24 protein-coding genes and 1 tRNA gene are annotated in these 22,005 nt (G+C 67.7%); 14 read left to right on the top strand and 11 right to left on the bottom strand.

The window, feature by feature from the left end:
- Positions 1–708, top strand: a 708-nt coding sequence (locus AC0KUR_RS31135; RefSeq protein WP_473376841.1) for an ABC transporter ATP-binding protein, incomplete at its 5' end; no start/stop codon positions are given.
- Between the two features lie 305 nt (positions 709–1,013).
- Entirely contained in the window at positions 1,014–1,685 is a 672-nt protein-coding gene (locus tag AC0KUR_RS31130) for a DUF2278 family protein (RefSeq protein ID WP_034186303.1), read from the top strand.
- 21 nt (positions 1,686–1,706) lie between these two features.
- Here AC0KUR_RS31130 and AC0KUR_RS31125 read toward each other — a convergent pair whose 3' ends face one another.
- The 3 genes from AC0KUR_RS31125 to AC0KUR_RS31115 all read right to left on the bottom strand — a co-directional run bounded on the left by AC0KUR_RS31125 (position 1,707) and on the right by AC0KUR_RS31115 (position 4,686).
- On the bottom strand, positions 1,707–2,162 hold the full coding sequence (locus tag AC0KUR_RS31125; protein WP_034186302.1) for a GNAT family acetyltransferase: 456 nt from the start codon (positions 2,160–2,162) through the stop codon (positions 1,707–1,709).
- A 13-nt stretch (positions 2,163–2,175) separates the two neighbouring features.
- Positions 2,176–3,360, bottom strand: a complete 1,185-nt coding sequence (locus AC0KUR_RS31120; protein WP_034186301.1) for an acetylornithine transaminase — start codon at positions 3,358–3,360, stop codon at positions 2,176–2,178.
- Positions 3,361–3,654: 294 nt separating this feature from the next.
- Entirely contained in the window at positions 3,655–4,686 is a 1,032-nt protein-coding gene (locus tag AC0KUR_RS31115) for a CDP-6-deoxy-delta-3,4-glucoseen reductase (RefSeq protein WP_034186300.1), read from the bottom strand.
- Between the two features lie 107 nt (positions 4,687–4,793).
- On the opposite strand from AC0KUR_RS31115, the gene AC0KUR_RS31110 reads away from it, so the two are divergent.
- On the top strand, positions 4,794–5,831 hold the full coding sequence (locus tag AC0KUR_RS31110; protein ID WP_059560326.1) for an NAD-dependent epimerase/dehydratase family protein: 1,038 nt from the start codon (positions 4,794–4,796) through the stop codon (positions 5,829–5,831).
- On the opposite strand, the gene AC0KUR_RS31105 is transcribed toward AC0KUR_RS31110, so the two are convergent.
- Both AC0KUR_RS31105 and AC0KUR_RS31100 read right to left on the bottom strand, forming a co-directional pair.
- The gene (locus AC0KUR_RS31105) at positions 5,814–6,002 is read right to left on the bottom strand and encodes a hypothetical protein (protein WP_034186298.1); all 189 of its coding nucleotides are present in this window, start codon (positions 6,000–6,002) and stop codon (positions 5,814–5,816) included. The genes AC0KUR_RS31110 and AC0KUR_RS31105 overlap by 18 nt on opposite strands.
- A gap of 105 nt (positions 6,003–6,107) precedes the next feature.
- Positions 6,108–6,824, bottom strand: a complete 717-nt coding sequence (locus AC0KUR_RS31100) for a pseudouridine synthase (protein WP_473376840.1) — start codon at positions 6,822–6,824, stop codon at positions 6,108–6,110.
- A 114-nt stretch (positions 6,825–6,938) separates the two neighbouring features.
- Between AC0KUR_RS31100 and copC the strand changes: the two genes are divergently transcribed.
- The 4 genes from copC to AC0KUR_RS31080 all read left to right on the top strand — a co-directional run bounded on the left by copC (position 6,939) and on the right by AC0KUR_RS31080 (position 9,925).
- Positions 6,939–7,313 (top strand): copper homeostasis periplasmic binding protein CopC, encoded by a 375-nt coding sequence (gene copC, locus AC0KUR_RS31095; protein ID WP_034186296.1) that lies wholly within the window; start codon positions 6,939–6,941, stop codon positions 7,311–7,313.
- Between the two features lie 65 nt (positions 7,314–7,378).
- The gene (locus tag AC0KUR_RS31090) at positions 7,379–7,879 is read left to right on the top strand and encodes a DinB family protein (RefSeq protein ID WP_034186295.1); all 501 of its coding nucleotides are present in this window, start codon (positions 7,379–7,381) and stop codon (positions 7,877–7,879) included.
- A 169-nt stretch (positions 7,880–8,048) separates the two neighbouring features.
- Positions 8,049–8,822, top strand: coding sequence for an SDR family oxidoreductase (locus AC0KUR_RS31085; RefSeq protein ID WP_034186294.1), 774 nt, complete (start codon positions 8,049–8,051; stop codon positions 8,820–8,822).
- A 167-nt stretch (positions 8,823–8,989) separates the two neighbouring features.
- Entirely contained in the window at positions 8,990–9,925 is a 936-nt protein-coding gene (locus AC0KUR_RS31080; protein WP_200088286.1) for a LysR family transcriptional regulator, read from the top strand.
- A gap of 36 nt (positions 9,926–9,961) precedes the next feature.
- Here the strand turns inward: AC0KUR_RS31080 and AC0KUR_RS31075 are convergent, their stop codons facing one another.
- Positions 9,962–10,858 carry a LysR family transcriptional regulator gene (locus tag AC0KUR_RS31075; RefSeq protein ID WP_473376839.1) on the bottom strand — a complete coding sequence of 299 codons (897 nt, stop codon included), beginning with the start codon at positions 10,856–10,858 and terminating at the stop codon, positions 9,962–9,964.
- A 106-nt stretch (positions 10,859–10,964) separates the two neighbouring features.
- Between AC0KUR_RS31075 and AC0KUR_RS31070 the strand changes: the two genes are divergently transcribed.
- Positions 10,965–11,855 carry an alpha/beta fold hydrolase gene (locus AC0KUR_RS31070; protein ID WP_473376838.1) on the top strand — a complete coding sequence of 297 codons (891 nt, stop codon included), beginning with the start codon at positions 10,965–10,967 and terminating at the stop codon, positions 11,853–11,855.
- Between the two features lie 101 nt (positions 11,856–11,956).
- Here the strand turns inward: AC0KUR_RS31070 and AC0KUR_RS31065 are convergent, their stop codons facing one another.
- Positions 11,957–12,694: an SDR family oxidoreductase gene (locus AC0KUR_RS31065; RefSeq protein WP_175027668.1), complete on the bottom strand. Its 738-nt coding sequence runs from the start codon at positions 12,692–12,694 to the stop codon at positions 11,957–11,959.
- A 120-nt stretch (positions 12,695–12,814) separates the two neighbouring features.
- On the opposite strand from AC0KUR_RS31065, the gene AC0KUR_RS31060 reads away from it, so the two are divergent.
- Positions 12,815–13,717, top strand: coding sequence for a LysR family transcriptional regulator (locus tag AC0KUR_RS31060; protein WP_049036359.1), 903 nt, complete (start codon positions 12,815–12,817; stop codon positions 13,715–13,717).
- 28 nt (positions 13,718–13,745) lie between these two features.
- Here AC0KUR_RS31060 and AC0KUR_RS31055 read toward each other — a convergent pair whose 3' ends face one another.
- From AC0KUR_RS31055 to AC0KUR_RS31040, 4 genes are all read right to left on the bottom strand, one after another.
- Complete coding sequence (locus tag AC0KUR_RS31055; protein ID WP_167361874.1) at positions 13,746–13,913, bottom strand: hypothetical protein; 168 nt, start codon at positions 13,911–13,913, stop codon at positions 13,746–13,748.
- Positions 13,914–14,064: 151 nt separating this feature from the next.
- Positions 14,065–14,149 (bottom strand) — tRNA-Leu (locus tag AC0KUR_RS31050).
- A 93-nt stretch (positions 14,150–14,242) separates the two neighbouring features.
- Complete coding sequence (locus AC0KUR_RS31045; protein ID WP_473376837.1) at positions 14,243–15,400, bottom strand: ABC transporter substrate-binding protein; 1,158 nt, start codon at positions 15,398–15,400, stop codon at positions 14,243–14,245.
- Positions 15,401–15,464: 64 nt separating this feature from the next.
- Positions 15,465–16,406: a CysB family HTH-type transcriptional regulator gene (locus tag AC0KUR_RS31040; protein ID WP_034186287.1), complete on the bottom strand. Its 942-nt coding sequence runs from the start codon at positions 16,404–16,406 to the stop codon at positions 15,465–15,467.
- Positions 16,407–16,620: 214 nt separating this feature from the next.
- On the opposite strand from AC0KUR_RS31040, the gene AC0KUR_RS31035 reads away from it, so the two are divergent.
- The 5 genes from AC0KUR_RS31035 to AC0KUR_RS31015 all read left to right on the top strand — a co-directional run bounded on the left by AC0KUR_RS31035 (position 16,621) and on the right by AC0KUR_RS31015 (position 21,994).
- The gene (locus tag AC0KUR_RS31035; RefSeq protein WP_473376836.1) at positions 16,621–18,300 is read left to right on the top strand and encodes a nitrite/sulfite reductase; all 1,680 of its coding nucleotides are present in this window, start codon (positions 16,621–16,623) and stop codon (positions 18,298–18,300) included.
- Between the two features lie 25 nt (positions 18,301–18,325).
- Positions 18,326–18,877: a DUF934 domain-containing protein gene (locus AC0KUR_RS31030; RefSeq protein ID WP_175027670.1), complete on the top strand. Its 552-nt coding sequence runs from the start codon at positions 18,326–18,328 to the stop codon at positions 18,875–18,877.
- Entirely contained in the window at positions 18,874–19,617 is a 744-nt protein-coding gene (locus tag AC0KUR_RS31025; protein WP_034186284.1) for a phosphoadenylyl-sulfate reductase, read from the top strand. Before AC0KUR_RS31030 ends, AC0KUR_RS31025 begins: the two co-directional genes overlap by 4 nt.
- Positions 19,618–19,692: 75 nt before the next feature.
- A complete protein-coding gene (gene cysD / locus AC0KUR_RS31020; protein ID WP_034186283.1) occupies positions 19,693–20,655 on the top strand; it encodes a sulfate adenylyltransferase subunit CysD in 963 nt (320 codons plus the stop codon).
- Positions 20,656–20,677: 22 nt separating this feature from the next.
- Positions 20,678–21,994 (top strand): sulfate adenylyltransferase subunit 1, encoded by a 1,317-nt coding sequence (locus AC0KUR_RS31015; RefSeq protein WP_473376835.1) that lies wholly within the window; start codon positions 20,678–20,680, stop codon positions 21,992–21,994.
- Positions 21,995–22,005: the final 11 nt, after the last annotated feature.

Below are 22,005 nucleotides of genomic sequence, written 5' to 3'. Positions count from 1 at the left end.
GCAATGTTGAAAATCAAGGGCTTGCAGGTCAACTACGGCGGCATCCAGGCCGTCAAGGGCGTTGACATGGAAGTCCGTCAGGGCGAGCTCGTGACGCTGATCGGCGCGAACGGCGCGGGCAAGACCACGACGATGAAGGCGATCACGGGTCTCAAGCCGTACTCGGCGGGCGACATCGAGTACGACGGCAAGTCGATCAAGGGCATTCCGCCGCACGAGCTGCTCAAGCGCGGCCTCGCGATGGTGCCGGAAGGCCGCGGGATCTTCGCGCGGATGTCGATCATCGAGAACATGCAGATGGGCGCGTACCTGCGCAACGACACCGAGCAGATCAAGAAGGACGTCGACCGGATGTTCGGTTTCTTCCCGCGGCTGAAGGAGCGTGCGTCGCAGCTCGCGGGCACGCTGTCGGGCGGCGAGCAGCAGATGCTGGCGATGTCGCGCGCGATCCTGAGCAAGCCGAAGCTGCTGCTGCTCGACGAGCCGTCGATGGGTCTGTCGCCGATCATGGTCGAGAAGATCTTCGAAGTGGTGCGCGAGATCTCGAAGGAGGGCATCACGGTGCTGCTCGTCGAGCAGAACGCGCGCCTCGCGCTGCAGGCGGCCGACCGCGGCTACGTGATGGATTCGGGCACGGTCACGATGGAAGGCGACGCGAAGCAGATGCTCGACGATCCGAAGGTGCGCGCCGCGTATCTGGGCGAGTAAGCGAGAGAAGGCGCAGGCCCGGTGACGCGCGGCGGCAGATGCCGCGTGCGTTGTGCCAGGGCTGTCGAAAGGCTGTCACGGGATGCCGTGACAGCCTTTTTTTCGTGTTGTGCGATTCGTGCCGAACTGTGTGCGCGGACGCGACGCCATTCGACGGGTGCGGTGCGCATGCGGCGCGGGCATGATGGAGCGCAGCCGGTCGCCTGCAATCAGTCGCCTGCAATCGGTCGCCCGCAGCCGGTCGCCCGCAAACCGACACACGGGCCGCGTAGCATCGACGGTCCATCCGAACACGGAGAGCACGCATGAGTCTGGACTACGGTTTCGTGAAGGCGAAGGTGACATCGGTGGCGAAGCTGAAGGGCTCGCCGCACGGCAGCGAGATCCAGTATCACATCCACCTGACGCTGGCGCTGCCGTCGGGCGACTGGGATGTCGCGATCAACGTCGGCACCAGCGATGCGGACGACCTGTTGAACTACAAGCTCGTCTACGATTTCCACCATCCCGTCACCGAGACGCTCGCGGCCGCGGCCGAAGGCTACACCGACCTCACGGGGCAGGCCGCGCTGCCGGCACTGGACTACCTGCGCAGCGACATCCTGAACGAGACGGGTGCGTGGCGCGCGAGTGCGGTGATGGACGGCACCGAGAATCCGGAGCCGATTCCGTCGCTGCTGCGGCTCGTGAACGCCGCGCAGTCACAGGGCCTCGACGTCGTCGTGTTCGGCCGTACCTATAAGGAAGGCAACGGCATTCACGACACGCACATGAACCAGGGCTCGACGGGCTCGAACTATCTGCATCGCGCGGGCGACGACCATAACGACCACAACGACGTGTGGCAGGACGGCGCACTGATCGTGCGCGTGAGCGCGTCGCAGTGGGCCGCGTATTTCGCGGCGTTCGAGCAGCAGGCCGTGCCGACCGACGCGCTCGGCAATCCGCTGCCGGGCGCGGGGCCGATCACGCGCTGAGAGGGGCCGCTGCCGCCGGCATCACGCCGCCGGCAGCGTCTTGCCGAACGAGATGCGCTCCTCGACGCGATAACCGAGCGCCGCATAGAAGCGGCACGCGTCGTCGTTGCCGGGCAGTACCTGCAGGTTGATCTTCAGGCAGCCGCGCGCGGCGAGCGCGCGTTCCGCATGGGCGATCAGCGCGCGGCCGACGCCGAGCCGGCGCACGTCGTTCGCGACGCCGAACGAGTAGAGCCAGCCGCGATGTCCGTCGAAACCCGCCATCAGCGTGCCGACGACGCGCGCGCCGCTGGTCGCGACGAAGAACAGCTCCGGCTGCGTCGCGAGCTTCAGCGCGATCGATCGCAGCGGATCGCGGTGCGGCGGCGCATCGGCTTCGTCGTATTGCGGGAACGCGTCGCGCCATACCGCGAGCACGGCATCGGTATCGGCGCGGTCGAACGGGCGGATTGCGACAGCATCGGCGGCGGCATCCATCGCGGCGGTCTCCTTAGAGCGTGTCGAGGATCGACCGCAGCATCGCCATCATCTGGTCGATTTCGTCGGTCGTCACGTTCAGGGCGGGCATGAAGCGCAGCAGGTTCGGCCGCGCGGCGTTCAGCAGCAGGCCGTCGGGCTGCATGTCGCGCGCCTTTTCGACGATCTGCGGGCCGATGTCCTTGCCGAGCAGCAGTGCGCGCAGCAGGCCTTCGCCGCGTTCGCCTTCGAAGCCGCGCTCCTCCGACAGCTCGAGCAGCTTGCGCTTCAGGTATTCGCCGCGGGCGCGCACGCCTTCGAGGAAGCCGGGCGCGACGAGCTGCGAGATCACCGAGTAGCCGGCCGCCGTCATCAGCGGGTTGCCGTTGTAGGTGCCGCCCTGGTCGCCGGCCTCGAACACCGCGACATCGGCCTTCGACAGCAGCGCCGCGAGCGGCACGCCGCTGCCGATGCCCTTGCCGAGCGTCATGATGTCCGGTTCGATGCCGGCGAGTTCGTACGCGAACAGCGTGCCCGCACGGCCGCAGCCGCTTTGCACTTCGTCGACGATCAGCAGCAGGTTGTGCTGCTTCGTCAGCGCACGCAGCGCCTGCATGAATTCGCGCGTCGCCGGAATCACGCCGCCTTCGCCCTGGATCGGTTCGAGCATCACGGCGACGGTCTTGTCGGTGATCAGCTTCTCGACCGAGTTGATGTTGTTCAGCTCGGCCTTCGGGAAACCCGGCACCTGCGGCGCGTAGATCGTGTCCCAGCCGGGCTTGCCGCTCGCCGACATCGTCGCGAGCGTGCGGCCGTGGAAGCTGTGGTCGAACGTGATGATCTCGTACGCGCCGTTGCGGAACTTGCGGCCCCACTTGCGCGCGAGCTTGATCGCGCCTTCGTTCGCTTCCGCGCCGCTGTTCGTGAAGAACACCTTGTCGAACACGCTGTGCTGCGTGAGCAGGCCCGCGAGCTTCGCCATCGGTTCGTTGTAGAACGCCGGCGACGGGTTCAGCAGTTTTTCGGCCTGCGTCTTCAGCGCTTCGACGACACCGTCGTTGCAGTGGCCGAGGCTGTTGACGGCCCAGCCCTGGATGAAGTCCAGATAGCGCTTGCCCGTGTGATCGTAGAGCCACGAACCCTTGCCGTGGGTAAATACGATGTCGGGGCGGTTCGTGATGTACATCAGCGAGTCGATCGGAAAATCGTTCAGGGGCATGGCAGCAGACTCCAGCGGACGTTGAAAGGGAAACGGGCAATAAAAAAGCCACGGAAGGCCGTGGCTGGTGGGTTCGAACAGCTTGTGCGTAACCGGTGAAGCGGTGTGGGTTACGCGCGAGTCCGTGACGAGCCGGCGGCATCCGGGCGGAGCGGCGAGCGGCGACGTCGAAGGGTGGACAGGAAGCAGTTCATGTGCGCAAGCATAAGGCATCCCGCGCCTCACTGTAAACCGCCGCGATGCCGCGAATGTGACATCGCGGCGTGCGGCGCGGGACGCGGGCGGGCCCGCCGCTCAGACCGGATGCGCGAGGTCGGCGGCGCTCGTGAACGAGTCCGCGTAGAACTCGTCGGCCGGCAGCGCGTGGTGCTGCGTGAAGTCGCGCTGCGCGGATTCGACCATGACCGGCGCTCCGCACGCATACACCTGGTAGCCCGACAGATCGGGCAGGTCCTCGATCACCGCGCGATGGACGAAGCCCGTGCGGCCGGTCCATTGATCGCCGGCGTCCGGCTCGGAGAGCACCGGCACGTACTTGAAGTTCGGGATCTCGCGTGCCCACTGCTCGGCGAGTTCGTCGAGGTAGATGTCCTTCTTGCGGCGGGCACCCCAGTAGAGCGTCATCGGGCGCGTGATGCCCGAGTGCTTCACATGCTCGATGATCGCCTTGATCGGCGCGAAGCCCGTGCCCGACGCGAGCAGCACGATCGGCTTGTCGGAGTCCTCGCGCAGGAAGAACGTGCCGAGCGGGCCTTCGAAGCGCAGGATGTCGCGCTCCTTCATCGCGCCGAACACGTGGTCGGTGAACTTGCCGCCCGGCATGTGGCGGATGTGCAGCTCGATCGGGCCTTCCTCGTGCGGCGCGTTCGCCATCGAGTAGCTGCGGCGCGAGCCGTCCTTCAGGATGAACTCGACGTACTGGCCCGCGAGGTACTGTAGGCGCTCGTTGGCGGGCAGCTGCAGCTTCACGACCATCACGTCGTCGGCCTTGCGTTCGAGCGCGGCGATCCGGCACGGCAGCTTCTTGACCTGCACGCCGTCGACGCCGGCGATTTCACGCACGTCGATTTCGAGATCGCACTGGGCCTTCGAGCAGCACAGCAGCGCGAGGCCGCGCGTGCGTTCGTCGTTGGATAGCGCCGACGCGGCGTGCGGGCCCTGTTCGATCTGGCCCGACACGATCTGGCCCTTGCAGGAGCCGCATGCGCCGTTCTTGCAGCCGTACGGCAGATGGACGTTCTGGCGCAGCGCGGCAGCCAGCACGGTTTCGTCCGACTCGACCTGGAATTGCCGGCCGCTTTGCTTGAGAGTGACGTTGAATGCCATAGAACCAAACTAGAACAAAATGGGGGGACCGTGCATGTCGCGCACGGCAGCTACAATGCAAGACCGTTGCGCGTCGCGCAACGGCCGCTACTGATTTCGCAACCAACATGATCGCGACACGAATCCTGCGCCGGCCGCGCGCACTGATCGTCGGCTGCGGCGACGTCGGCATGCGCTGCGTCGCGCAATGGCGCGACACGCGCCGCAACCTGCGGATCTTGGCGCTGACGAGCCACCCGGCCCGCCGCGACGAACTGCGGGCCGCGGGCGCGACGCCGATCGTCGGCGACCTCGATCGCCGGGCGACGCTCGGCCGCCTCGCGGGTCTCGCTCGCACGATCCTGCATCTCGCACCGCCGCAGGCCGACGGCCGTGACGACCGGCGCACGCGTGCGCTGATCGCCGCAACGTCCATGCCCGCGCGTCGGCCAGCGACCCCGCCGGCACCGGCGGTCGGCCGGCTCCGAACGCTGCGCACCGCTGCACGGCAGGCCGGCGCACCCGTTCGGGGAGCGCGTATTGTACCCGACGGCCTTCGCGCGCCGAGGCTCGTCTACGCGAGCACGACGGGCGTATACGGCGACTGCGGCGGCGCGCGCATCGACGAAACGCAGCCGTTGCGCCCCGCGAATCCGCGCGCGTTCCGACGCGTGTCGGCCGAGCGGCAACTGCGTGCGGCGACGGTGCGCGGCGTGCTGTCCGCGCGCATCGTGCGCATTCCCGGCATCTACGCGGCGAACCGCCTGCCGGTCGCGCGGCTCGAGCGCGGCACGCCGGCGCTCGAGCCGGCCGACGACGTCTACACGAACCACATCCACGCGGATGATCTCGCGGCGATCCTGCGCCGCGCGGCCGAGCGCGGCAGGCCGGCGCGCGCCGTGCACGCGTCGGACGACAGCGAACTGCGGATGGGGGAGTATTTCGACCGGGTCGCGCGGGTGCTCGGCCTGCCGAGGCCGCCGCGCGTCAGCCGCGCGGACGCCGAACGCCAGCTCGAACCGACGCTGCTGTCGTTCATGCGGGAGTCGCGACGCCTGTCCAACGCACGGCTCAAGGCCGAATTGTGCGTGACGTTGCGCTATCCGACCGTAGACGATTTCCTTCAAACGCTCGCGCCGGGCAGCGCCTCAGGTCAGCGCCGGTAACGCCTCGATCAGCAGGAAGCACAGCAGCGCCCCGATCAGCGCGCCAATCAGGTTCGGATGATATTTGTGCTTCATGTGCATCATGGCCAGCAGGCCGCCGATCACGATGACACCGATGACCGCGAACGCGATCATCACCGACGACAGTTCGAAAGAATGGTTGAGGTTCATGATGTCTCCCCTGCATCGCTGCTCGTGCAGCTTGTGATTTCAGTATAGCGGGGGAACCTGCGGCCCAGACGCGGCCGGGCACCGAACGGTCGTGCGGATTTTCCCTTACAGGGTTTTGACGGGATTGCGCAGCGCTGCAAGGTCGGCGTCGTCGAGCCACCGCCACGCGCCCGGCGCGAGATCGTCCGGCAGCGTGAAGCCGCCGATGCTTTCGCGGTGCAGCAATTCGACGCGATTGCTCGCCGCCGCCACCATGCGCTTGACCTGGTGGTATTTGCCTTCGAGGACGGTCAGCGCGAGCGCGTGCGTGTCGCGCGCGTCGGCGGCGACGGCCGCGATCGGCTTCGGCTCGCCGTGCAGCTGCACGCCGCCGCGCAGCGCGTTCAACTGCGCGTCGTCGAGCGGGTGGCGCACGGTCGCGACGTAGGTCTTCGGCACCTTGCGCTTCGGCGACGTGTACGCATGCACGAACTGGCCGTCGTCGGACAGCAGCAGCAGGCCGGTCGTGTCCTGGTCGAGGCGGCCGACGCACTGCACGCCGCGCGCGACGAGCGGCGCGGGCAGCAGGCTGAACACGCTCGCGTGGTGCTGCGGATCGCGCGAGCATTCGTAGCCGGCCGGCTTGTTGAGCGCGAGATACGCGCGTTCGTGGAACGGCCACGCCGTATCGTCGACCTCGAATACGAGGCCGTCGGTATCGAAGGTGGCGTCCGGATCGGTCGCGGCCATGCCCGCGACGGCGACGCGGCCCGCTTCGATCAGGCCGCGGCACTGGCGGCGCGAGCCGAAGCCCTGGGTGTAGAGAATGCTTTCGAGATCCATAGCGCGCGCATTCTATCAAGCGGCGGCGGATGACCGGCATGAGCGCGCCTGCGCTGGTAAGCTGCCGGAACGCCGCGCGGGGTGCGGCACCCGTTCATGCTTCACGGAAAGTCCATGCGTTTCGATTCATTCCCGTTCGGTCGCCAGGCGGCCGCCGTCATCGTTGCCGCCACCGTCTCGTCGGCTGCTTTCGCGCACGCGCATCTCGCGAAGAGCGATCCGGCGGCGGGCGCGGCGGTGGCCACCGCGCCGGCTGCCGTCACGATCGACTTCACCGAGCCGCTGGAGCCGGCATTCAGCTCGATCGTCGTCGTCGACGGCGGCGGCAAGACGGTGTCGGACGGCCGTGCGCGCATCGACGCGTCGAACCGCAAGCGGATGACGGTGCCGCTCGCGGCAGTCGGCGCCGGTGCCTATACGGTGAAATGGGTGGCCGTCGCGACCGACGGGCACCGCACGCAGGGCGCGTACGGCTTCAGCGTGAAGTGACGCAACGGCGGCGGCAGGCCCGTGCCAGGGTTGTCGTCGCCCTTATCCGACAGGGAGTTTTCCGCATGAATCCGACGACGCTCGATGCACTCGCCGATTTCCCCCGTCAACTCGAAGCGCATTTCGCGGCCGTGCCCGACGGCTATGCGCGCTGGACACCCGACGACTGGGCCGGGATTCCGAGCGAGCATTTCTCGCCGCTCGGGCAGCTCTGCCACGTGCGCGACATCGAGATCGACGGCTATCAGGTGCGGTTGCGGCGGATGCTCGACGAAGACCGGCCGCTGCTCGTGTCGCTCGACGGCGACGCGCTCGCGATCGAGCGCCGCTACACCGATGCGTACGCGTCGGACGTGCTCGCGGCGATCCGCGACGCGCGACGCGAAACGTTGGAGCTGCTGTCGCGCCTCACGCCCGAGCAGTTCGAGCGCACCGGCGAGTTCGAAGGCTACGGTCCGTTGACCGTGCGCGGGCTCGTCCACTACCTGTGCAGCCACGACCAGCAGCATCTGGCCGGCATGCAGTGGCTGCTCGGCAAGATCGACGCGGCGCTTTACGCGCGCTGAAGCGCCGGCCTTCGCAAGCATGATCCGGTGCCGCCGTCGGTACGGCAGACCACGGATTTGCGTCCGGATTGGATCGGTTTTCTGGATAATCCATCCAGCCGCGACCGGCTGACCCGCGCGTGGCGCGTGCCTACACTCCTAGCTTCGCTCAACGAAAAAGGAGTCAACCGTGGCAACTCATACGCTCGCAGACAAGGTCGTCCTGATCGCAGGCGGCGCGAAGAATCTCGGCGGCCTGATCGCCCGGGATCTGGCCGGCCACGGCGCGAAGGCGGTGGCGATTCACTACAACAGCGCGGCGTCGCAGGCCCAGGCCGAGGAAACGGCCGCCGCCGTGCGCGCGGCCGGCGCGGAAGCCGCGACGTTCCAGGGCGACCTGACGACGGCCGCCGCGGTCGAGAAGCTGTTCGACGACGCGAAGCAGCGCTTCGGCAAGATCGACATCGCGATCAACACGGTCGGCAAGGTGCTGAAGAAGCCGTTCACCGAGATCAGCGAGGCCGAGTACGACGAGATGTTCGCGGTCAACAGCAAGTCCGCGTTCTTCTTCATCAAGGAAGCCGGGCGGCATCTCGAGGATCACGGCAAGCTCGTCACGCTCGTGACGTCGCTGCTCGGCGCGTTCACGCCGTTCTATGCGGCGTACGAAGGGTCGAAGGCGCCGGTCGAGCACTTCACGCGCGCGGCGTCGAAGGAATACGGCGCCCGCGGGATCTCGGTGACGGCCGTCGGGCCGGGCCCGATGGATACGCCGTTCTTCTATCCGGCCGAGGGCGCCGACGCGGTCGCGTATCACAAGACGGCGGCCGCGCTGTCGCCGTTCAGCAAGACCGGCCTGACCGACATCGAGGACGTCGTGCCGTTCATCCGCCATCTCGTCACCGACGGCTGGTGGATCACGGGCCAGACGATCCTGATCAACGGCGGGTACACGACGAAGTAACCGGGCCGCTCACGCGCCGCGCGGCGCACCGCAATGGCGCGTTTGCGTGGACAATGAACGGGCGTGCAGCCGCGAGGCCGCGCGCCCGTTTTCGTTGTGCCGCCGGACCGTGCCGCGATGGGCGGCGGCTGGCGGCGACCGCCGTCCGAACCTACGTTCCCCCGCCGATGGACAAGCTGGATCAGGTCAGAATCTTCCTGCAGGTTGCCGAAATGGGCAGCTTCATCAAGGCCGCGCACGCGCTCGACGTGCCGCGCGCAACCGTGTCGGCGGCCGTCCAGCAGCTCGAGACGGGGCTCGGCACGCGCCTCCTGCATCGCACGACGCGCCAGGTGCAGCTCACCGCCGACGGCGCGCTGCTGCTCGAGCGCGGCCGGCGCCTGCTCGCGGAGGCCGACGAACTCGACCGCCTGTTCCGCCGCCGCGACCGCGACGTCGTCGGACGGCTGAACGTCGACGTGCCGAGCCGGATCGCGCGCCGCGTCGTGGCGCCCGCGCTGCCGTCGCTGTTCCGCCGCTACCCGAAGCTGCAACTGTCGCTCGGCTCGACCGACCGCTCGATCGACCTCGTGCAGGAGGGCGTCGACTGCGCGATCCGCGTCGGGCGGCTCGCGGACAGCAGCCTCGTCGTGCGGCCGCTCGGGCAGTTCACGCTGATCAACTGCGCGAGTCCCGACTACCTGCGCGAATGCGGCGTGCCCGAGCATCCGGATGCGCTCGCGCACGGGCACTGGGCGATCGGTTATGCGTCGCCGACGACGGGGCGCGAGCTCGGATGGGAGTACTGCGTCGACGGGCAGACGCACATGCTGACGCTGCCGAGCCGCGTGATCGTCAACAATGCGGAAACCTACATCGCCGGCTGCATTGCCGGCATGGGGCTGATCCAGATTCCGCGGTTCGACGTCGAGCATCTGCTGGAAAACGGCGCGCTCGTCGACGTGATGCCCGGCCACCGCGCCGCGCCGATGGACGTGTCGGCCGTGTATCCGCATCGCCGGCATCGGTCGCGCCGGCTCAATGCGTTCGTCGAGTGGTTCGGCGAGTTGATGACGGATGCGCTGACGGGGACGGCGGTGGGGCCGGGCACGGAAGGCGACTGACGGCAGCCGGGTGGCGCGGCCGCCGTCGCGCATGTTTCAGCCGTCCGGTGCCGTGAATCGCCTGTCGCGCCCGGCATCCCGCACCGCGTCGATCAATGCCGCGCCTGGGCCGTCGGGCTTCGCGGCAAACGCATAGAAGCGCGCGGCCGGCAGCGCGGGCAGCCCGTCCCGCGGCCCGCATTCGCGCAGGCCGTCGCGCAGCTGGCTACGTGCAAGCGCGGTGACCGCGAAGCCGGCGAGCGCGGCCGACACGCAGCCGGCCATGCTGCTGCTCTCGAACCGTACGCGGAACGGCCGCAGCGCGGCGGCGAGCGCCGCGACGGCCGCTTCCCGATAGACGCACGGCTGCGGAAACAGCGCGAGCGGCACTTCGCCGTCCGCGTCGAGCGCGCGATCCGACGCGTAGGCCCACACGAGCGGTTCTTCCCACAGCAGTTCGCCCGGTGTATCGACCTGCCGGCACTGCTTGCCGAATACGACGTCGAGCCGGCCGAGCGTCTGTTCGCGCAGCAGCGACGCGGTGATCCCGACCTTCAGCTCGATCGACGTGCGCGGGTAGCGGTCGCGGAACGCGCGCAGCACCTGCGGCAGCCACGCCCCGGCAAAGTCCTCCGACGCGCCGATGCGCAGCGGCCCGTGCGCCGGCGCGCCGCGCAGCCGGGCGCGCACTTCGCGCTCCATGTCGACGATGTTGCGCGCGTAGGCGTACAGCGTGTCGCCGGCCGGCGTGAGCGCGACGCGCCGCGTCGTGCGCGCCAGCAGCACGGTGCCGGCCGCCTGTTCGAGCCGCTTGATGTGGCCGCTGACGGCCGACGGAGTGAGCGCGAGGCGGTCGGCGGCCGGTGCGAACCCGCGGCTGTCGACGACTTCGAGGAAGGTACGCAGCAGCGTGATGTCGAGCGCGGTCGATGCAGGATCGGTCAGCGGTTCCATCGGTCGATTCAACGTAAAATTCAATGAATGAATCATGATACTCCGTGAATCGTGATGAAATGCCGGCCTACCATCGTGCGCTCAGGCAGGCCCAACGGAGTACACGATGACGACCTATGCGCATGCGACGACCGCGTCGCTCGATATTGCCTATCTCGAATGGAACCCGCGCGGCGAGCGCGTGGCCGTGCTGCTGCACGGCTGGCCGGACAGTCCCGTCGGCTGGGCCGCGGTGGCCGAGACGCTTGCCGTGCGCGGCTACCGCGTGCTGGCACCCGCGCTGCGCGGCTTCGCGCCGACGCGCTTTCGCGACGCATCCGTGCCGCGCAGCGGCCAGCTCGCGGCGCTCGGGCGCGACCTGCTCGAATTCGTCGATGCCCTCGGCGTCGCGCGGCCCGTGCTGGTCGGGCACGACTGGGGCGCACGCGCGGTCGCGAACGCGTGCGGGCTGCGCGACGGCGCCGCGTCGCATCTGGTGATGCTGTCGGTCGGGTACGGCACCAACGATCCACGCCAGCCGCTGTCGCTGCAGCAGGCGCGCAACTACTGGTATCACTGGTTCATGGCGACGCCGCGCGGCGAGCAGGCGCTGCGCGACGATCGCCGCGCGTTTGCCCGCCTGATGTGGGACACGTGGTCGCCGGCCGGCTGGTATCGCGACGGCGATTTCGAGGCGGCGGCGGCCGCGTTCGACGGTCCCGACTGGATCGACGTCGTGCTGCATTCGTACCGGCATCGCTGGGGCTTCGCGCCGGGCACGCCGGCTTATGCCGACGACGATGCGCGGCTGAACCCGGCGCCCGTGCTGTCGCTGCCGGCCCTCGTGTTGCACGGCGGCGCGGACACCTGCAACCATCCGGACAGCTCAGCCGGGCGCGAACGGTTCTTCGCCGGCCGCTACGAGCGGCAGATCCTGGACTCGGTCGGACACTTTCCGCAGCGCGAGGCGCCGGCGGCCGTCGCGGACGCGATCCTGCGGTTCTGCGAGCGCGATTGACGCGCTGAGCAGGCCGAAGCCGCTGGACGCACCGGTGACGAGGACAACTTGCTTCATGGTCGATCTCCTGGCGGAAAGATGAGGCGGCTCCGAGCGGTTCGTCAGCACATGCCGCCGTTGGCGCGCAGGATCTGGCCGTTGATCCACGCGCCCTCCGGGCCGGCGAGGAACGCGACGACGCGCGCGATGTCGTCAGGCTGGCCGAGCCGCTCGAGCGGGTTCAGCTTCGCGAGCCGATCGACCAGTTCGGGGCTCTTGCCCTGCAGGAACAGTTCGGTCGCCACCGGCCCCGGCGCGACGGCATTCACACGGATGCCGCGCCCGCGCATTTCCTGCGCGAGCACCTGCGTGAGGCTTTCGACCGCCGCCTTGCTGGCGACGTACACGCCGTAAGTCGGCATGCGCATGCCGATCACGCTGGTCGACAGGTTGATGATGGAGCCACCGTCGCGCACGCGTCTTGCCGCTTCGCGGCATACGTTGAACGTGCCTTTCACGTTGATGGCCATCGTTTCGTCGAAGAGCGCGTCGTCGCAGTCGGCGATCGCCGCCAGCTTCATCACGCCCGCGGAATTGACCACCACGTCGAGGCCGCCGAATACCTCGCGGGCGGCGTCGAACAGTGCGGCCACGGCCGCCGGGTCGGCGACGTTCGCCTGCACCGCGATGGCCTGGCCACCGTCGGCGACGATCGCGTCGACCACTTCGCGGGCCGGCCCGGCGCTGCCGGCATAGTTGACGACGACCCGGAAGCCGTCTCGCGCGAGTGCGCGGGCGATTTCAGCACCGATGCCACGCGACGAACCCGTGACGAGGGCGACCTGTTCCGATGTGCTCATGTCCTGCTCCTGATGAGGGTGGAATGCCGTTCGATCCGGCGACAGGATTGACTGTAGGCTTCCTCGATCAATAAAAATAATGAATAATGATCAGTCAATAAATGACTAAAAGTATGTCTGATGAGATTCGACAGCAGGCTGCTCAGCGGTATCGGCGTGCTCTCCGCGGTGATCGAGGCCGGCACCTTCGCGCGGGCGGGCGAGGCGATGGGGCTGACGCAACCGGCGGTGAGTCGTGCGGTCGCCCGGCTGGAAGAACGGGTCGGCATCCGGATCTTCAACCGGACGGCACGCGCGATCACGTTGACCGACGAAGGGCGACGCTTTTACGAGGCGGTCGCGCCGCTGCTGGCCGGCATCGAGGAGGCGGCGCTCGACGCCGGCCAGTCGAAGGCGCGCGTGAAGGGGCGGCTGCGCGTGAACGTGGACGGCACGTTCGGCCACTACGTGCTCGCGCCGCGGATGGCGGCATTCCTCGACCGCTTTCCCGACCTCGAGGTCGAGATCAGCGCGCGGGACCGAATGGGCGACCTCGTCGCCGACGGCTTCGATGTGGCAGTGCGCTTCGGCATCCCGGAGCCGTCGTCATATCGTGCGCGACTGCTGCTCGAGACGCGCGTGTTGACCTGCGCGTCGGCCGCATACGTCGCGCGGCATGGCGAACCGCGGCACCCTCGCGATCTCGCGGACGGTCACCAGTGCGTGCTGATCCGCGATCCGGTGACGGGGCGACCGTACGAATGGGAATTTCATCGAGGCAAGGAAGTCGTGCCGGTCGACGCCGCCGGCCGGCTGACGGTGAACGATACCGGCGGGCTGCTCGGCGCGTGCCTGGGCGGCGTCGGCATCGCGCAACTGCTCGAACTCTATGCGCGCGACGTCCTTGCCGAAGGGCGATTGGTCCAGTTGCTGCCGGAATGGGCGGACGAGACGTTCCCGCTTTATGCGTATCACCATGCGTCGAACCTGGTCGCCGCGAAAGTGCGGGTGTTTCTCGATTTCGTCCGCGAATTGATGGCCTGAGCACGTCGGGCGGCAGGACGCCATCGGTTCATTCGGTGCGATGCGGAATATCGTCCGGGAACGGGTAGGGCGCATGCGGCCCCGGCCAGTCGGGCACCGGCGGTTCGCGAAGCAGGTTGCATCCGCCCAGCATGATCGACAGCAGGGCGACGAGCACGCCGACGCGGGTCGGGCGTGAAATCACACGCTTGGACATGGCTTGCCTCCGTGCCGCGTTCCCTGATGCTTGGACTGCCGGGGGCGGGGGCGCGTTGCGGCGCGCATCGCATGCGGACAAAAACAAAAAACCCGCGAAGCGGCGAGCTTGCGCGGGTTTCGAGTGCGCAGCGCATGACGCTGCGAAAGACTGGTGCCCAGGGCCGGAATCGAACCGGCACGCCTTGCGGCGGGGGATTTTGAGTCCCCTGCGTCTACCAATTTCACCACCTGGGCTTGTTCGTGGCCGCGCAGGCGAGTGCGCGGCGAAACGCGGATTATGGCGGAAATCCGGATGCTGGGCAAGCCACCCCGGCATCCGGGCGCCAGTCACTGGCTCAGGTAGACGAACCGGCCTTGCTTCACGATCCCCATCACGCTCGCGCGCTGATCGAGCCCCACGTGATCCTTGTCGCTCGTGTTGACGACGCCGTTCGGCACGACGAGCTCGTGCGCGCGTTCGAGCTCGTGCCGCAGCGCGGCGCGGAACGCGGGCGTGCCGGGTTGCGCCGCCTTCAGCGCGCGGCCGACCGCGTCGGTGAGGCGCGGGTAGACGCCCGCCGCGTCGCCCGCGAACTGCGTGACCGTGCCGGCGCCGTACTTCGCCTCGTACGCGTCGACGAACGCGAGCGCGGCCTTGCGGGCCGGATGGTCGGCCGGCAGCGTGCGCGCGACGACCACCGGCTGGGTCGGGAACAGCGTGCCGTCGACGTCCTTGCCGCCGAGCTTGATGAATTCCGGCGTCGCGATCCCGTGCGTCTGGTAAATCGGGCCCTTGTAGCCGCGCTCGATCAGCGTGCGCTGCGGCAGCACGGCCGGCGTGCCCGAGCCCGCGATCAGGATCGCGTCGGGTTTCGCCGCGATCAGCTTCAGCGCCTGGCCGGTGACGCTCGCGTCGGTGCGGTTGAAGCGCTCGGTCGCGACGACGCGGATCTTGCGGAGATCGGCGAAGCGCGTGAACTCGTTCAGCCAGCTGTCGCCGTAGCTGTCCGCGAAGCCGATGAAGCCGACCGTCTTCACGCCATGGTTCGCCATGTAGCGCGTCATCACGTCGGCCATCGCCCGGTCGCCTTGGGCCATCTTGAACGCCCAAGTGCGCGCGCCTTCCTGCGGCTCGACGATCGCGCCGGAGCCGACCAGCGTGATCATCGGCGTCTGCGCGGCCGCGACCGCGTCGAGCGCCGCGAGCGCGGCCGGCGTGATGTTCGGCCCGACCACGACGTCGACGTGATCCTCGTCGACCAGCTTGCGGATGTTGCGCACCGCGGCGCCCGGATCGGATGCGTCGTCGAGCACCGTCACCTGCACCGGCTGGCCGGCGATCGTCTTCGGCCACATCAGGATCGCGTTCTTGCTGGTGATGCCGATCGCGGCGGCCGGGCCGGTCGACGACAGGTCGACGCCGACCTTCAGGTCGGCATGCGCGGCCGCGCAGGCCAGGACGAGGGCGGCGCCGGCGGCGCGGCGCAACAGGGCGGGAAGCGTCATGCGGGAATCTCCGTCGGGCAGCAAAAAGGGGCGCGATATGCGCCCCGCTGTTTATACACGCCGGTCAAAGCTCGTACGATTCGGATTCGCCCTTGAGTGCCTGCTCGATCAGCTTGCGGTTCAGGGTCGGCGACAGCAGTTCGACGAGCGTATACACATAGCTGCGCAGGTAGGCGCCCTGCTTGAGCGCGACACGCGTCACGTTGCTGCCGAACAGGTGGCCAACCGGAATCAGCCGCAGGTTGCGGTCGCGCTCCGGGTTGAACGCGATGTCGGCCATGATGCCGACGCCGAGGCCGAGTTCGACGTAGGTCTTGATCACGTCGGCGTCGATCGCCTCCAGCACGATGTCCGGCGACAGCCCGCGCAACGCGAACGCGTGATTGATCTTCTTGCGGCCCGCGAACGCGTCGTCATAGGTGATCAGCGGGTACTGCGCGAGATCGTCGAGCGTCGGCGGCTTGCGTTCGAGCAGCGGATGGTCGGCCGGCACGACGGCCGCATGGTGCCACTGGAAGCAGGGCAGCGACACGAGCTCCTTGTAGTCGGAGATCGCCTCGGTCGCGATCGCGAGATCGGCCTGGTCGTGGATCACCATCTCGGCCACCTGCGTCGGGCTGCCTTGCAGGATCGACAGGTGCACCTTCGGGAAGCGTTTCTTGAATTCGGCGATCGCGGCCGGCAGCGAGTAGCGGGCCTGCGTGTGGGTCGCGGCGATGGTCAGGTTGCCCTGGTCCTGTGCGGCATAATCCTTCCCGACCCTTTTAAGGCTTTCAACCTCCTGGAGGATCCGCTCGACCGACGCGAGGATGATCCTGCCCGGCTCGGTGAGCGAGCGCACGCGCTTGCCGTGCCGCGTGAAGATCTCCACGCCGAGCTCGTCCTCGAGCTCGATGATCGCCTTGGATACCCCCGGTTGGGACGTGTAGAGCGCCTTCGCGGCCTCGGTGAGGTTGAAATTCTGCCGGACGGCCTCGCGCACGAAGCGAAATTGGTGCAGGTTCATTTATAACCCTTCCGCATATCAACAGAATTTTTTAGTCGTTTGAAATATAAGGCGAGTTTATTACGATTCACCCGAGTTTTTCAAATATGGATATCTGTTTTCGTCATTAGCAATCCACCCGGTAGCGGATGGGGGCGATGACGGCGGAACGGAGATTCGGGCGCGACGTGGCTAGGACGTCGCGCGGTCACCACGAAAACCCTGGGGTCCCCGAATGTATCAGTACGACCAATACGACCAGACGATCGTCGACGAGCGTGTCGCGCAGTACCGCGATCAGGTGCGCCGCCGGCTGTCGGGCGAGTTGAGCGAGGAAGAATTCCGTCCGCTGCGCCTGCAGAACGGCCTGTACATGCAGCGTCACGCGTACATGCACCGCATCGCGATTCCGTACGGCAACCTGCGCAGCGACCAGCTCCGGATGCTGGCGCGCATCGCCCGCGAACACGACCGCGGCTACGGTCACTTCTCGACCCGCTCGAACATCCAGTTCAACTGGATCGAGCTGGAAGACACGCCCGAGATCCTCGCGAAGCTCGCGTCGGTGCAGATGCACGGCATCCAGACGTCGGGCAACTGCATCCGCAACATCACGGCCGACCAGTTCGCCGGCGTCGCGCAGGACGAGGAGATCGATCCGCGCCCGTGGGCCGAGATCCTGCGCCAGTGGTCGACGTTCCATCCCGAATTCGCATGGCTGCCGCGCAAGTTCAAGATCGCGGTGTCGGGCTCGAAGGACGACCGCGCGGCCGTGCAGATCCACGACCTCGGCGTGTACCTGAAGAAGAACGCGCAGGGCGAGGTGGTCGCGAGCATCCTCGCGGGCGGCGGTCTCGGCCGTACGCCGATCATCGGCGCGGTGATCAAGGAAGATCTGCCGTGGCAGCACCTGCTGACCTACTGCGAAGCCTTGCTGCGCGTATACAACCGTTACGGCCGGCGCGACAACCTGTACAAGGCGCGCATCAAGATCCTCGTGAAGGCGCTGTCGCCCGCGAAGTTCGCGCAACAGGTCGAGGAAGAGTGGCAGCACCTGAAGGACGGCCCGTCGACGCTCACGCAGGCCGAGCTCGACCGCGTGTCGCAGTATTTCGCGCCGCCCGTCTACGAGAAGCTGGCCGACACCGACGCATCGTTCGAGCAGCACCTGCTCGAGAACAAGGCGTTCGCGCGCTGGGTCGAGCGTAACGTCGCGCCGCACAAGGTGGCCGGTTATGCGGCCGTCACGCTGTCGCTGAAGGATCACCGCGTGGCGCCGGGAGACGCGACCGACGCGCAGATGGAACTGGTGGCCGACTGGGCCGACGCCTACTCGTTCGGCGAGCTGCGCGTGTCGCACGAGCAGAACCTGATTCTCGCGAACGTGAAGAAGCGCGACCTGTTCGCGTTGTGGGAAAAGGCGAAGGCGGCCGGTTTCGCGACGCCGAACATCGGCCTCCTGACCGACGTCATCGCGTGCCCGGGCGGCGATTTCTGCTCGCTCGCGAACGCGAAGTCGATCCCGATCGCGCTGGCGATCCAGCAGCGTTTCGACGATCTCGACTATGTGCACGACCTCGGCGACCTGTCGCTGAACATTTCCGGTTGCATGAACTCGTGCGGCCACCACCACGTCGGCAACATCGGTATCCTCGGCGTCGACAAGGACGGCGCCGAGTGGTACCAGGTGTCGCTCGGCGGCGAGCAGGGCACGGGCCGGAACGGCGCGCGCCTCGGCCGCGTGATCGGGCCGTCGTTCTCGGCGGAAGAAGTGCCGGGCGTCATCGCGAAGCTGATCGACACGTTTGTCGAGGCGCGCATCGACGGCGAGCGCTTCGTCGACACGTACGACCGCATCGGCCTCGCGCCGTTCAAGGAGCGCGTGTATGCGGCGCGCCAGGCAGTGAACGCGTAACCCACCGGCTACAAGGAATTTGCAGATGGCTTCGATTATCAAGAACCGCGCAGTGATCGACGACGCATGGCAGGTCGTGCGCGCGGCGGAAGACGGTGCGCTGCCCGCGGTCGACGCATTGCCGGCCGGCAAGGTGCTGGTGCCGTTCGCGTTGTGGCAGGCCGAGCGCGCGGCGCTCGTCGCCGCGAAGACGAAGGACGAACTCGGCGTGTGGCTCGCGCCGGACAGCGAGCCGGCCGATCTCGCGGCCGATTTCGGCGCGATTTCGCTGATCGCCGTCGATTTTCCGCGCTTCGCGGACGGCCGCGGTTACAGCATCGCGCGCCTGTTGCGCGAGCGTCACGGCTGGACGGGCGAGCTGCGCGCGATTGGCGACGTGCTGCGCGACCAGCTGCTGTACCTGTCGCGTTGCGGCTTCGACGCATTCGCGGTGCGCGCCGACAAGGACATCCACGACGCGCTGAACGCGTTCGCGGAATTCACGCAGCGTTACCAGGGCGCGTTCGACGAGCCGGCGCCGCTGTTCCGCCGCCGCGCGGCCGACGTAGCGACGCCCGACGCGAAGGTGAGCGCATGAGCACCGCCACCGCGCTGACGCCGGAACTCGCCGCGAAGGTCGAGCGCCTCGACGCGCTGCTCGCGCGGATCGGCGCCCGTCACGACAAGGTGAAGTTCGCGAGCAGCCTTGCGGCGGAAGACATGCTGCTCACGCACGCGATCCTGTCGAAGGGCGTGTCGATCGGCATCTTCTCGCTGAATACGGGCCGCCTGCACGCGGAAACGCTCGGCATGATCGACCGCGTGCGCGAGCGCTACGGCTACGAGATCGAGCAGTTCCACCCGCGGCAGGACGCGGTCGACCAATATGTCGCGGAGCACGGCCTGAACGCGTTCTACGAGAGCGTCGAGCTGCGCAAGTCGTGCTGCCACATCCGCAAGGTCGAGCCGCTGAACCGCGCGCTGGCCGACGTCGGCGCGTGGGTCACCGGCCAGCGCCGCGAGCAGTCGGTCACGCGGGCCGAGCTGCACGAGGAAGAACAGGACGAAGCGCGCGGGATCGCGAAGTACAACCCGCTGGCCGACTGGACGGAAGCCGACGTATGGGCGTACCTCGACGCGTTTGACGTGCCGGTCAACCCGCTGCATGCTCGCGGCTACCCGAGCATCGGCTGCGAGCCGTGCACGCGGGCGATCCGTCCCGGCGAGGACAGCCGGGCGGGCCGCTGGTGGTGGGAATCGCGCGATACGAAGGAATGCGGCCTGCACATCTCGATCACGCCGATTCCCGCGGCGGCCGATGCTGGCGCCGCGCACTGAACGCCTACAAGAAACTGACTATTGCGCCGCCCGCGACAGCGGGCGGCACGAACCCAGAAGAGAAGGACTGAAATCATGAGCACGACGCTCGAGCAATCCGCCTTTGCCCCGGCCTCCGGCGCGGACAGCCGCATGGGCCACCTCGACTGGCTCGAAGCCGAGTCGATCCACATCCTGCGCGAGCTGGTTGCCGAGTGCAGCAAGCCGGCGCTGCTGTTCTCGGGCGGCAAGGATTCGGTCGTCGTGCTGCATCTGGCCCTGAAAGCGTTCGGCCTCGGCGCGAACCGCAAGACGACGCTGCCGTTCCCGCTCGTGCACATCGACACGGGCCACAACTACGAGGAAGTGATCGACTTCCGCGACCGCCGCGCGCAGGAACTGGGCGCCGAGCTGGTCGTCGGGCACGTCGAGGATTCGATCAAGCGCGGCACGGTCGTGCTGCGCCGCGAGACCGATTCGCGCAACGCCGCGCAGGCCGTCACGCTGCTCGAGACGATCGAGGCGCACGGCTACACCGCGCTGATCGGCGGCGCGCGCCGCGACGAAGAGAAGGCGCGTGCGAAGGAACGCATCTTCTCGTTCCGCGACGAATTCGGCCAGTGGGATCCGAAGGCTCAGCGCCCGGAACTGTGGAGCCTGTACAACGCCCGCCTGCACAAGGGCGAGCACCTGCGCGTGTTCCCGATCTCGAACTGGACCGAGCTCGACGTGTGGCAGTACATCGCGCGCGAGAACCTCGAACTGCCGTCGATCTACTACGCGCACCAGCGCGAGATCGTGCGCCGCAACGGGCTGCTCGTGCCCGTCACGCCGCTCACGCCGATGCGTGAAGGCGAGTCGAGCGAGTTCGCGCAGGTGCGCTTCCGCACGGTCGGCGACATCAGCTGCACGTGCCCGGTCGAGAGCGATGCGGACGACGTCGAGAAGATCATCGCCGAGACGGCGGTGACCGAGATCACCGAGCGCGGCGCGACCCGGATGGACGACCAGGCCTCCGAAGCCGCGATGGAACAGCGCAAGAAGCAAGGTTATTTCTGAAGCACACGAGGACATTCACATCATGAGCATCATCGAGAACACCGAAGACCTCGGCGTGCTGCGCTTCATCACCGCAGGCAGCGTCGACGACGGCAAGAGCACGCTGATCGGCCGCCTGCTGTACGACAGCAAGGCCGTGCTGTCCGACCAGCTGTCCGCGCTGTCGCGTGCGAAGAACAAGCGCACCGTCGGCGACGAGCTCGACCTCGCGCTGCTGACCGACGGGCTGGAAGCCGAGCGCGAGCAGGGCATCACGATCGACGTCGCGTACCGCTATTTCGCGACCGCGAAGCGCAAGTTCATCATCGCCGACACGCCGGGCCACGAGCAGTACACGCGCAACATGGTGACCGGCGCGTCGACCGCGCACGCGGCGATCATCCTGATCGACGCGACGCGCGTGACGATCGAGAACGGCGTCGCGGAACTGTTGCCGCAGACCAAGCGCCACAGCGCGATCGTCAAGCTGCTGGGGCTGCAGCACGTGATCGTCGCGATCAACAAGATGGACCTCGTCGACCACAGCGAGGCGCGCTTCAACGAGATCCGCGATGCGTACGTCGCGCTCGCGAAGCAGCTCGGCCTGACCGACGTGCGCTTCGTGCCGGTGTCGGCGCTGAAGGGCGACAACATCGTCGGCGCGAGCGAGCGCATGCCGTGGTACGCGGGCGAGCCGCTCCTCGACGTGCTCGAGTCGCTGCCGGTCGAGACGCAGGCGCATGACGCGCTGCGCTTCCCGGTGCAGTGGGTCGCGCGCCAGGACGGCAGCTCGGCCGACGACTTCCGCGGCTACATGGGCCGGATCGAGTCGGGCGAAGTGAAGGTGGGCGACGAGATCGTCGTGCTGCCGTCGAACCGCACGGCAACGATCGCCGAGATCGTCGCGCCGGTGCCGGGCGGCACCGAGTCGGTCGCGCACGCGTTCGCGGGCCAGACGGTGACGATCCGCCTCGAGGAGGATGTCGACGTGTCGCGCGGCGACATGTTCGTCACGACCGCCGAGCCGGTCGAGCCGGCGAAGAAGCTCGAGGCCGACCTGTGCTGGTTCGACGAAGCGCCGCTGTCGCCGCAGCGCAAGTACCTGCTGAAGCAGACCACGAGCACGGTGTTCGCGAAGATCGGCTCGGTCAAGCAGGTGCTCGACGTGCATACGCTGTCGCACGCGACCGACCGTCAGGACCTGAAGATGAACGACATCGGCCGCGTCGCGCTGACGCTGCAGAAGCCGATCGTCTGCGACACGTACGATGCGCACCCGGGCACCGGCGCGTTCGTGCTGATCGACGAGGCGACGCACCACACGGTCGCCGCCGGCATGATCCGGGCGTTCTCGGCGTAATCGTCAATCTG

It is taken from the genome of Burkholderia sp. YHN3-13 (assembly GCF_055810675.1).
The sequence above is the reverse complement of the archived record's forward strand: the minus strand, read 5'-3'. Positions and strand labels throughout refer to the sequence as shown.

Coding starts and splice junctions, on each gene's coding strand:
- AC0KUR_RS31025 (WP_034186284.1), top strand. CDS start 18,874: ATGAGCACCGCCACCGCGCTGACGCCGGAACTCGCCGCGAAGGTCGAG.
- AC0KUR_RS31100 (WP_473376840.1), bottom strand. CDS start 6,824: ATGGATCTCGAAAGCATTCTCTACACCCAGGGCTTCGGCTCGCGCCGC.
- AC0KUR_RS31125 (WP_034186302.1), bottom strand. CDS start 2,162: ATGGATGCCGCCGCCGATGCTGTCGCAATCCGCCCGTTCGACCGCGCC.
- copC (WP_034186296.1), top strand. CDS start 6,939: ATGCGTTTCGATTCATTCCCGTTCGGTCGCCAGGCGGCCGCCGTCATC.
- AC0KUR_RS31090 (WP_034186295.1), top strand. CDS start 7,379: ATGAATCCGACGACGCTCGATGCACTCGCCGATTTCCCCCGTCAACTC.
- AC0KUR_RS31035 (WP_473376836.1), top strand. CDS start 16,621: ATGTATCAGTACGACCAATACGACCAGACGATCGTCGACGAGCGTGTC.
- AC0KUR_RS31030 (WP_175027670.1), top strand. CDS start 18,326: ATGGCTTCGATTATCAAGAACCGCGCAGTGATCGACGACGCATGGCAG.
- AC0KUR_RS31120 (WP_034186301.1), bottom strand. CDS start 3,360: ATGCCCCTGAACGATTTTCCGATCGACTCGCTGATGTACATCACGAAC.
- AC0KUR_RS31015 (WP_473376835.1), top strand. CDS start 20,678: ATGAGCATCATCGAGAACACCGAAGACCTCGGCGTGCTGCGCTTCATC.
- AC0KUR_RS31080 (WP_200088286.1), top strand. CDS start 8,990: ATGGACAAGCTGGATCAGGTCAGAATCTTCCTGCAGGTTGCCGAAATG.
- AC0KUR_RS31065 (WP_175027668.1), bottom strand. CDS start 12,694: ATGAGCACATCGGAACAGGTCGCCCTCGTCACGGGTTCGTCGCGTGGC.
- AC0KUR_RS31070 (WP_473376838.1), top strand. CDS start 10,965: ATGACGACCTATGCGCATGCGACGACCGCGTCGCTCGATATTGCCTAT.
- AC0KUR_RS31110 (WP_059560326.1), top strand. CDS start 4,794: ATGATCGCGACACGAATCCTGCGCCGGCCGCGCGCACTGATCGTCGGC.
- AC0KUR_RS31115 (WP_034186300.1), bottom strand. CDS start 4,686: ATGGCATTCAACGTCACTCTCAAGCAAAGCGGCCGGCAATTCCAGGTC.
- AC0KUR_RS31040 (WP_034186287.1), bottom strand. CDS start 16,406: ATGAACCTGCACCAATTTCGCTTCGTGCGCGAGGCCGTCCGGCAGAAT.
- AC0KUR_RS31045 (WP_473376837.1), bottom strand. CDS start 15,400: ATGACGCTTCCCGCCCTGTTGCGCCGCGCCGCCGGCGCCGCCCTCGTC.
- AC0KUR_RS31130 (WP_034186303.1), top strand. CDS start 1,014: ATGAGTCTGGACTACGGTTTCGTGAAGGCGAAGGTGACATCGGTGGCG.
- AC0KUR_RS31055 (WP_167361874.1), bottom strand. CDS start 13,913: ATGTCCAAGCGTGTGATTTCACGCCCGACCCGCGTCGGCGTGCTCGTC.
- AC0KUR_RS31060 (WP_049036359.1), top strand. CDS start 12,815: ATGAGATTCGACAGCAGGCTGCTCAGCGGTATCGGCGTGCTCTCCGCG.
- AC0KUR_RS31105 (WP_034186298.1), bottom strand. CDS start 6,002: ATGAACCTCAACCATTCTTTCGAACTGTCGTCGGTGATGATCGCGTTC.
- AC0KUR_RS31075 (WP_473376839.1), bottom strand. CDS start 10,858: ATGGAACCGCTGACCGATCCTGCATCGACCGCGCTCGACATCACGCTG.
- cysD (WP_034186283.1), top strand. CDS start 19,693: ATGAGCACGACGCTCGAGCAATCCGCCTTTGCCCCGGCCTCCGGCGCG.